This is a genomic window from uncultured Campylobacter sp. (assembly GCF_937997535.1).
Classification (GTDB): Bacteria; Campylobacterota; Campylobacteria; order Campylobacterales; family Campylobacteraceae; genus Campylobacter_B.
In genome coordinates this window covers 1-9,779 of sequence record NZ_CALKTT010000077.1, presented here as the reverse complement: position 1 = coordinate 9,779, position 9,779 = coordinate 1, and the positions used below count along the sequence as shown (strand labels likewise).

Genomic DNA, 9,779 nt, shown 5'->3' with positions numbered 1-9,779 from the left:
AACACCCAAAGATCGGCCGCAAACTAAAAACCTATATCGAGAGCTAGAACAAAACACCGATATAATTTACTCTTAAAACGCCCGGCAAATTTAAAATCAATTAGATAGCCGGGCTTTGGCGTCGGTATTATTGATCTTAAAACTGAAATCCACATAAAGTGCTAATCCAGAGCTATCAATAATGTATTTTTTAGCCTAAATTTTATCAGGTGAAGCACAAATCAAGGCACAGTAAAATGCAGCAGTGCTTGAAACGCCGATTTTTATGGGCTTAAGATTTAAAATCCGTAGGTTTCAAACTCCAACAGAGTAAATTTACACATTGCCGAATGGACGCACTCCATGGGTGATAGCCAGTTTCAAACCCCATCGGAGATAATTTACACTTTGCTTGGCAGATAAGCTCAAGCAATTTTTCATCTGAGTTTCAAACTCCAGTGGAGAGAATTTACTCGCTCCTCAAGGAGTGCGTAGATGTGGGGGATCGAGTTTCAAACTCCAGCGGAGTAGATTTACACCCTCACCTATTTTAGCTGGGATACCGCCATCGTTGTTTCAAACTCCAGCGGAGTAGATTTACACCCTACTTTAGATTGCTTGACCGTCATACGGTGCGGGTTTCAAACTCCAGCGGAGTAGATTTACACGCGATGATGTGGCAAAGATACGGAGGTATAAGGGTTTCAAACTCCAGCGGAGTAGATTTACACCGAATAAATTCTGCTTCCATATCCGCGCAGGTTAAATGTTTCAAACTCCAGCGGAGTAGATTTACACGGAAAAATACCTATCCGCGTCCAAAAACCCCACTATAGTTTCAAACTCCAGCGGAGTAGATTTACACAGCGTCAGAAATTCTATTTTTCCAGGCTATGAATACTTGAAGTTTATATTCTTACCCCTTAAATTTAGATAAGCGACAAAGGCGATTTAAAATAAAACACCGTATTTGTAGTGTTTTGCAAATCTCAGCCAAAGCTTTATCCGCACAATTTTCAAAATTCCGACTAAAACTAGGTAGCGCGATTTAACGGCGCAAAAGTCGTTGCCGTTTTGCCGCGCTGTCATTCCGCCTCGCACCATCTAGCTGGTTTACTGCGCGCCGACAAACCGACAACTCGGCACCGGCAAACTTTGACGCACGTTCAATCGTATCCCGCCGCCGCACTGTCGTACCCGCAATCGCAGCACCCATAAATTTGCCGCATTGCTGCGCCGGCAACCGCAATACTATCTTAAATTTACTGCTCCGCCGTGCCGTCTCGCTCTTAAAATTTACTTTCTTTAGCCAAGGGTCGCTGGATAACATGACGTCGGTATTTTAGTCTCGCTCTAAATTTACCTTCCGCCGCGTCGCCAAATTTAACCGCGGTGCAAGCTGCGTTTTCTAAGGTAGCTATAAATCCAAGCTCCGAGCAATAAAACCGCCGCAAGGCAATACATATAAAAGGCCGCGCCGTTTTCGTACTCCACGTCCTGCGCGGTAAAGACCTGCTGCGACATTTCAGGGTTTCGCGCCGCCTCGTCTGCTATCTGCGCCATCACCTCCTCGTCATGTACCTCAAGCGTGATCTTTCGCAGCTCGATGAAATTTGTCCGCTTATCCAGATGCCTGCCGCTGCGACCCGTGACGTAGACGCTATGCGAGTAGAAATTTAGATAGTAAAATCCCGTGTCATCTTTCAAAAGCTTCTCCGAGATCTGCCGCACGGCGCCTTTAAACGGGTTATCGCCTGCCCTTTTTAGCGCACTTAGCTTACTGCCGTCTGCTCCAAATTTATAATACACGTACCAAAACGCGTCTTTGAGCCAGCCCTCGGCGCCGCTACCGCGCGGTCGATTTAAAATTTTATCCTTGCTTAGATAAAATATGCCGTTTTTGCTCGCAAACAGCATGTATTCCTGATGTCCGCTCTGAAAATTTAGCGGCGTATAGGGCTCGTTTGCAGGGTCAAATCTCTCGCCGTTCATAAGCACCGCGCCCGCCTTCGGATCATAAAGAAACTCTATACCGGCGTTTGACTCCACGAGATACATCTGCTCGCTAGGCGTGAAATTTAGCCTCTCGCCGCCTGCGTAGACGCTGCGTCCGTCGCTTAGCCACCGATCCGACCGGGCGAAAGTGCGCGGGCGAATCGAGACCGTCTTCGTGTATGATTTTTAGCCTTATCTGTTTTAGATTTTTTGCATCCGCGCCCGCTAAAATTTTACCCTCGTAAAAGACCCGCTCGCCGTCCGTGGCGACGTAAGGGCTCTCGGTCAGTGGCGAGATGGGCGCGCTGGTATCGAGTCTAGCGTATGGATAGTTGTACTCCTGCGGCCAATTGGAGAGCCCGAACGCATGGAAAAATACCTTGTAAATGTAGCTTATCGCGCCGCCCGTGCGCCGCGTAACGTCCGAGCAAAAGTAGCTCACGCGCCCGTCGCTGTAGTAGCGAGAGCCGATCTTTTGCGTGCGAGCGGGATCCAGCCCCGACATCTTGCGAGCGCCGCAAAATACGCTACTAGCGTCCATGCCGACGTTTGCGTAGGAGTATCTGCCGGCATCAAGCGCGCGAAAGCTCGCCGCGTCCGCGCCGCCCTCCAGCTCGTAAGGGGCGAGATTCCAAGAGCGTAGATAAATTTTGCCGCCGATGTTGTAGTAATCACTGCCGCCGATCTTTTGCGCGTCCGCGAGCAGCTCGCGCGAGCTATCATACACCGATAGCTCATAGATAAAAACGAGCGAGACGAAGAGCGGCACGAAAAGTACCGCAAATAGCAGCCTTAGCGCCTTTTTATCAAATTTGCTTAAATTATCTGCCTTTTTCATAAGGCAATTATATATCTTGCTAGTTTAAAACGTTAGAAATTTCAAAGCGTTCGCAGGGGAAATTTTAAAATTTAGGCTGCGGTAAATTTGGCGGCGAAAGCCGCGGGGAAATTTGACGCCGAAATTTTAGCTCAAATATTTACCCGCAACCGCGCGAAACGACGCAAGCTCCGCGCAAATTTAACTTAGTATCCGTCAAAATGCTTGGTCTTTGGCAGCACCAAATTTAGCGTAATGCCGATAATCGCGCCAAGCCCCACGCCGCTAAAGCTCATCGCGCCAAAGTCCAGCACCATGCCGCCGATCGCGCAGACGAAGATGAGCGCGACGATGATCATATTGCGCGGCTCGGCTAGATCCACGCCGTTTTTGATGAGCGTCTCCATGCCCACGCTCGCTATGATACCGAAAAGCAGCAGCATAATGCCGCCGATGACGGGAGCGGGGATCGTGGAGAGCGCGGCGCCGAGCTTGCCCACGAAGGCGAGCAGTATCGCCGCAAGCGCGGCAAAGGTCATAATGGCGGGATTGTAGGCTTTCGTGATGCTGACCGCGCCCGTGACCTCCGAGTAAGTGGTGTTCGGAGGTCCGCCGAAGCAGCCAGCTAGCGACGTCGCGAGCCCGTCGCCTAGAAGCGTGCTTTTAAGTCCCGGGTTTTTGAGAAAATTTTCCTTCGTGACGTTGCTGATCGCGAGCATATCGCCGATGTGCTCGATCGCGGGCGCGATAGCGATAGGCACCATGTAGATCACGGCTTCGAGCTTAAAAACCGGTGCGGTGAAATTTGGCAGCGCAAACCACGGCGCGTTTAAAATCGGCGTAAAATCCACGATCCCGACAAACAGCGACGCGCAGTATCCGGCTGCGATGCCGCAAAGTATCGGCACGAGGCGCAGCATGCCGCGGCCGAACATCATCACGACGATGACGGCCGAAAGCGAGATGAGCGCGATGGTAAGCGACTGCCCCTGCGTATAGAGTGCCTCTTTGCCCTTGCCCATGACCATATTTACGGCCGCGGGCGAGAGGATGAGGCCGATCGTCATGATGACGGGGCCGACGACCACGGGCGGTAAAATTTTATGTAAAAAGTCCTCGCCTTTGAGCCTAATAAGCAGGCTTAAAACCACGTAAAAAAGCCCCGCCGCGATCACTCCGCTCATCGTTGCGGCAATGCCCCACTCCTTGACGCCAAAGCTAAGCGGCGCGATGAACGCGAAACTGGACGCAAGAAAGATCGGCGGGACGTGTTTACGCGTGATGAGCTGAAACAGCAGCGTGCCGATACCCGCCGTAAACAGCGCCACGGACGTATCAAGCCCCGTCAAAATCGGCACCAGCACGAGCGCGCCGAACGCGACGAATAAAAACTGTACGCCGACGAGAGCGTCGCGTAGCCTAAGATTGTAGCCTTCGTATTTTTCCATCTTCTCCTCTTTTATCTTTGCGGCTTGCCTCGCGAGCGTCTTTAACGGAGCTAGCAAAAATTTAGCTTGATAGGCTATATGCCTTATCTTCGCTAAATTTTTACGTCGCAACCCTTAAATCCATCTTGCGATCCTTCGCCTTGGCTCCTGTATTAAAATTTATAATACACCGACATTCTGTAAAATTTTAACTCGCCGCAGTCGCGGACGAATAACCCGCTCCTTTGCAAGCACTAAAAATTTATCGAAACTACACATCATCTGTATTGAATATTTTCAAAATTTATGCCTTTCCGCCTCGTCTAAAGAAAAAATACCACGCCTTAATTTTTAAATCTGACACATCAAAAATTTTGACCTACCCAGTCGCAGACGGGCAGTCCGCTCCACCCTCCACTGCCGACCATCGGCGGCTGCAAGCAAAACGAAGCAGTAGCGCTCCAGACTACCTGCGATCCACCTTAAATGTTTTAAAATTTTAGCCTCTTTTAAAATTTTACGACCTCGCTTTGAAATTTCGCACTCAAGCTTAAAGCTAAATTTTAAGTCAAAGCCGCTACGCCACATCGTATACAAGCGCCATTTTGCTGCGATTTTGCGTCGTATCAGATGCGCGAAGCCGCAAGGCGAAAATCAAGCCCATAAAATTATCAGGCAAAGCCGCGTAGACATATCCAAACAAACAACGACCAAAATCCGCAAACCAGCAACTAAATTTCACAAGCATAGCGGCTAAATCAAAACCTATACAAGCCGAATTTACCGCTAAAATTTAGCGAGAGAATTCCATCGTACGGCTATTTTTTGCGCAGCAGGTCCTTTAGACTCGCTCTTACGTCCTTTCCATGCAAAATTTGCGCGACCTCGGTAGCGATCGGAGCGTAGATTTTGTGCTTTGTCGCGATATTTACGACCGCTTCGGTCGTAGCCACGCCCTCGGCGATCTCGCCCAACTCGCGCAAAATTTCATTGAGCCTCTTGCCGCGCGCAAGTCCTAGTCCTACGCGGTAGTTTCGCGATAGCGCGCTCGAGGCGGTCAAAAACAGATCGCCCACGCCGCTTAAGCCCAAAAAGGTCTCGTCCCGCGCACCGAAAAACTTGCCGAAACGCGCGATCTCTACGATGCCGCGCGCGATCAAGCTCGCTCTAGCGTTATTTCCGAGCTCGAGCCCATCGCAAACGCCGCTAGCGATGGCGATCACATTTTTATACGCACCGCACACCTCTGCGCCGATGATATCGCCACTCGTGTAGGTTTTGATGTAGGCAGGGAAGGCGCTTGCAAAAAGTTCGGCTAGATTTTCGTTACACGAGCTTACGACGAGCGCGCAAGGCAGCTTCTGCATGACTTCGGTAGCAAACGACGGACCTGATAGATAAGCGAGATTGCCGCGCGCGACATGAGATTCAAAAATTTCGTTCAAAAACCTACCGCTTGCTGCGTCGATGCCCTTGGAAGCGACTAGAATTCTTTGATTTTTGTAGGTGAAATTTTGATCCAGCCACTGCGCGGTTTGCTGTGCCGCGAGCGCGAAAACGAGCGCTTCGCACTCCAATGCCTCGCTCACGCTTACAAAATGCGGAATTTGCCTTGGCGTGCGCGAAGTGATGACGCATTCGTTTTTCGCGCTAAGCGCGTCAAAAAGCGCGCTACCCCATTTGCCAGCGCCTATAACCGCGATTTTCATTATGTTCCTTTTTAAAAATTTATTCGCAAATTTGCGGTTTTTCAAATTTCATTCTATTGAAATTCCCGCTCTTTGAAAATTTAGCCCAAAAGCGCCTACATGAGCCTGCACAAACGCTAGCCGAAGCCACGCTTTAAAATTCAATTTCATCTCGTCAAAATTTCGTCTCGTTAAAATTCTACGCTTTTGAAATTTACTCAGCCAAAACTTCGCTTTTTTAAAATTTACCTTACTAAAATTTCATACTTTTAAGGTTTTGCTCTTCCGCCAAAAAACACTTTCACAAAAGGCGCGGCAGCAAACGAATGAGAATTTTGAAACTTCATTATACGCTTTAAAATTTCACTCACGTATCGCCGAGGCAAATCAAATTTTTAAAAATTTTACTCAGACTCCCGATCGCAAATCGCACTTTTAAATCCGCTTAAATCTCTCAAGGCGTGCTTTGAGCCTAGATGATCTTGCGGTCGCTCGCCACGTTATCGTTTGGCGCAAGGTTTGGGGCACGCGCATCCGACGCAGCGATTGATTAAATTTAGCCTACACATTGGCTTACCACTCAAATTCGACCCTGTGTATTCGACCCTATCCGCGCACCCCGAGCTTCCGTTCTCGCTCTCGCAAACAGAGCAATTTTACGCATTCCCTGCAAGCTTCGCCACGCTTTGAAGGTAGCCATGAGTAAAATTTCCTAACGGACGCGCTTCTTAAACCACTCCGTCGCAGACCGACACTCGCGCAAACGATCCGCACGAGAAAAAACGAACTCAAAAGAACAAAACGTGCGCAAGGCAGAGCGGATAGCCGCCGAGATCGCACCGAATGAAATTATAACACGAAAAGCCTTCGCCATTGGCGCGCGAAAGCTTTAGCTCGAAGCAAAACGCTGCGAGCGGATTTAAAATTTTATCCCAGAGGCTTCATCTATCGCACTCGCGCCGCTGCCTTTAATTTGCCGTTTGCCGCCACGCAAGCTGCGAAATCAGCCCAGCTTCTGTTTTAAAAGCTCGTTCACCTTCGCGGGGTTAAACGCGCCCTTGCCCTCTTTCATCACTTGGCCTACGAAAAAGCCAAATAGCTTGTCCTTGCCGCCGCGGTAGTCTGCAACCTTGTCCTCGTTTTCACTCATCACGCGCGCTATGATCTCCAAAATCGCGCCGTCATCGCTTACCTGCCTCAAGCCCAGCTTATCGATGACCGAGCTTACCGCCTCGTCGTGCTCCATTAAATAATCAAGCACCTCTTTGGCCGCCTTTTGCGACACTGCGTCGCCTTCGATCGCGCTTAAAAGCTCGTTCATCTTCGCGCTGTTTACGGGCGAATCCTCGATCGTAACGCCGTTTTTGAGCCTGCCTGCAAGCTCGACGGTAAGCCAACTCACGCAGAGTTTGGGCTCGTGCCCCGCCGCGATCAGATCCTCAAAAAATCGCGCATTTTCGTAGGTCGAGATTATGATCTCGGCGTCTTTCTCTTTAACGCCCAGCTCGCGGACGTAGCGTGCTTTTTTCTGATCGGGTAGCTCGGGGATCTGCTGCGCAGCAGCCAGCATCTCGTCATCCACGATCACTGTTAGCAGGTCGGGATCTGGGAAATAGCGATACTCGGCGCTGTCTTCTTTGCTACGCATCGGCTTGGTGATAAGCTTAGCGGTATCAAAAAGGCGGGTTTCTTGCACGACCTCTTGCTCATATTTGCCGTCCTGCCACGCTTCGATCTGACGCTCGATCTCGAATTCGATCGCCTTTTGGATAAATTTAAAGGAGTTTAAATTTTTAATCTCCACGCGCGTGTAGAGCTTTTGCTCGCCTTGCGGACGGATGCTGACGTTCACGTCGCAGCGAAACGAGCCTTCTTGCATATTTGCGTCGCTGATATTTAAAAAGCGCAAAATGCTGTGGAGTTTTTTTAGATACGCGACCGCCTCGTCCGCAGAGCGCATATCAGGCTCACTTACGATCTCCAAAAGCGGCGTGCCGGCGCGGTTTAGATCGACGAGGCTGCGCGAGCTTTCGTGATTATTTTTGCCCGCGTCCTCCTCTAGGTGCGCGCGCGTAATGCCGATGCGCTTGCTCTGTCCGTCCACAGCTATAAAAAGCTCGCCGTGCTCTACGATCGGGATCGTCCACTGCGAAATTTGATACGCCTTGGGGAGGTCGGGATAAAAGTAATTTTTGCGGTCGAATACCGACTTGCGATTGATCGTCGCATTGACGGCGGTGCCGAAGCTGATGGCTTTTTTAACCGCCTCCTCATTTAGCACGGGAAGAGCGCCCGGAAGCGCCAGGCAGGTCGGGCAGACGTGCGAATTCGCCTCGTCGCCGAAGCTCGTGGGGCAGGAGCAGAAAATTTTGGTTTTGGTATTTAGCTGGCAGTGTACCTCTAGGCCGATCACGGTTTCAAACATAAACTTAACCTTTTAGAATAAAAATTTCGCGTAATTTTACAATTTTTTGCTTTAATACTCGCTTGTAGCGGCGCACGGCGCGGCTAAATTTTAAAATTTAATCGGATAGATTTCTATTCGCCGCTGCTAAGGAGCTTTTCTTTCAGATCGAAAACATCGACCATCAAGCAGGTGATGATGACGCATATCACTCCCGGCGCGGTGCAGATGAAGAGGAATTTTAGCCCCAAAAAATAAAATGAAGGATAGGCAAAAAAGACGAATGCGCCGACGAAGATCAATCCGAACGACGCACCCACGAGAAAGTATAAGAAATTTCGTTTAAAATTAATGCTCATCGACGATCACGGCGCCCGCTAGATAAACGTAGCTTAAAACCATGAAAATAAAAGTCTGCAAAATCGCCATAAAAGTAAGCAGCGCGAACGGTACCATCGGCACTAGCGCAGGAGCGAGAGTAAGCATAACGAGCAGGAAGGTATCGTCGCCTTTGATATTTCCGAAAAGTCGGAACGAAAGCGATACGACGCGCGAAAAATGCGAGACGATCTCTATAACAAACATAAACGGAGCTAGGATTTTCACAGGCCCCATAAAGTGCTTTAGGTAGTTGATCACGCCATGCTCGCGAACGCCCTCAAAATGGTAATACAACCAAACGCAAAGCGTAAGCGAAAGGGTTAAATTTAGACTCGCGCTCGGCGATTCAAAGCCCGGCACCAAGCCGATAACGTTACTAAAAAATATCACAAATCCCAATGTTGCGATTAGCGGAAGATATTTTTTGGCTTGCTCCTCGCTACCCATCGCGTCCTTACCGATCGTTAGCACGCCGCTTAGGTAGGCTTCGGCGATATTTTGCATGCCGTGTGGCACAAGCTGAAGCGAGCGAGTGGAACAAAGCGCGACGGCTACGATGATAGCGACGACCAAAAAGAAGTAGAAAAGGTAGATAAAAGTGTGGTCGTAAGAAATTAAACCGCCGAAAAGGAAGATGTCTTTTAGCATAAAAACCCTTGATCGTTGAAATTTGAGGCGTATTTTACACTTCTATTCGTTAAAGTATATTTAAATTTGCGCTAGCGAGTGAAATTTTGAGCTTTGCGAATTCTTGCACCGCTTTGCTTGCCTAGCACTTTCGTCTAGCTTGCGCGCCATTTCTGCGGGGATTTTGCGTTTTTTTGGCATTTAGCTCCATATTTACAGCGAATGAAAAAATTTTTGCTAGTAAGCACGAAATTTGCGGCTACACTGCCAATTCGCTATTTTTGCAAAAATAGAATTTATCTAGCATACAGAGAAGCCCTAAACCGGTTGCGTGGTAAAATTTACGTTTACGAATACGAAAAATACAATAAAATTCTACCGCGACGGCACCGCGATAAATTCCAAGAATTCCAAGAATTCCAAGAATTCCAAGAATTCCAAGAATTCCAAGAATTCCAAGA

The 9,779-nt window shown here is 49.0% G+C and carries 8 protein-coding genes and 1 CRISPR repeat array; all 8 genes read right to left on the bottom strand.

The features are described from left to right. Nucleotides 1-291: 291 nt before the first annotated feature. A CRISPR array of direct repeats spans nucleotides 292-844; the repeat unit is 30 nt; unit sequence GTTTCAAACTCCAGCGGAGTAGATTTACAC. Nucleotides 845-1,362: 518 nt separating this feature from the next. Further along, nucleotides 1,363-2,037, bottom strand: a complete 675-nt coding sequence (locus Q0117_RS07345; protein ID WP_297924175.1) for a hypothetical protein — start codon at nucleotides 2,035-2,037, stop codon at nucleotides 1,363-1,365. A gap of 7 nt (nucleotides 2,038-2,044) precedes the next feature. Beyond that, nucleotides 2,045-2,812, bottom strand: a complete 768-nt coding sequence (locus Q0117_RS07340) for a DKNYY domain-containing protein (protein WP_297924173.1) — start codon at nucleotides 2,810-2,812, stop codon at nucleotides 2,045-2,047. 185 nt (nucleotides 2,813-2,997) lie between these two features. Next, nucleotides 2,998-4,239 carry a uracil-xanthine permease family protein gene (locus Q0117_RS07335; protein WP_297924171.1) on the bottom strand — a complete coding sequence of 414 codons (1,242 nt, stop codon included), beginning with the start codon at nucleotides 4,237-4,239 and terminating at the stop codon, nucleotides 2,998-3,000. A 330-nt stretch (nucleotides 4,240-4,569) separates the two neighbouring features. Beyond that, the gene (locus Q0117_RS07330; protein WP_297924169.1) at nucleotides 4,570-4,815 is read right to left on the bottom strand and encodes a hypothetical protein; all 246 of its coding nucleotides are present in this window, start codon (nucleotides 4,813-4,815) and stop codon (nucleotides 4,570-4,572) included. Nucleotides 4,816-5,036: 221 nt separating this feature from the next. Then, the gene (locus Q0117_RS07325; protein ID WP_297924177.1) at nucleotides 5,037-5,930 is read right to left on the bottom strand and encodes an NAD(P)H-dependent glycerol-3-phosphate dehydrogenase; all 894 of its coding nucleotides are present in this window, start codon (nucleotides 5,928-5,930) and stop codon (nucleotides 5,037-5,039) included. 979 nt (nucleotides 5,931-6,909) lie between these two features. Beyond that, the gene (gene gatB / locus Q0117_RS07320; RefSeq protein WP_297924167.1) at nucleotides 6,910-8,331 is read right to left on the bottom strand and encodes an Asp-tRNA(Asn)/Glu-tRNA(Gln) amidotransferase subunit GatB; all 1,422 of its coding nucleotides are present in this window, start codon (nucleotides 8,329-8,331) and stop codon (nucleotides 6,910-6,912) included. 113 nt (nucleotides 8,332-8,444) lie between these two features. Next, the gene (locus tag Q0117_RS07315) at nucleotides 8,445-8,669 is read right to left on the bottom strand and encodes a hypothetical protein (RefSeq protein WP_297924165.1); all 225 of its coding nucleotides are present in this window, start codon (nucleotides 8,667-8,669) and stop codon (nucleotides 8,445-8,447) included. Beyond that, entirely contained in the window at nucleotides 8,659-9,339 is a 681-nt protein-coding gene (locus tag Q0117_RS07310) for a F0F1 ATP synthase subunit A (RefSeq protein WP_177387592.1), read from the bottom strand. The genes Q0117_RS07315 and Q0117_RS07310 overlap by 11 nt, the downstream gene beginning before the upstream one ends. Nucleotides 9,340-9,779: the final 440 nt, after the last annotated feature.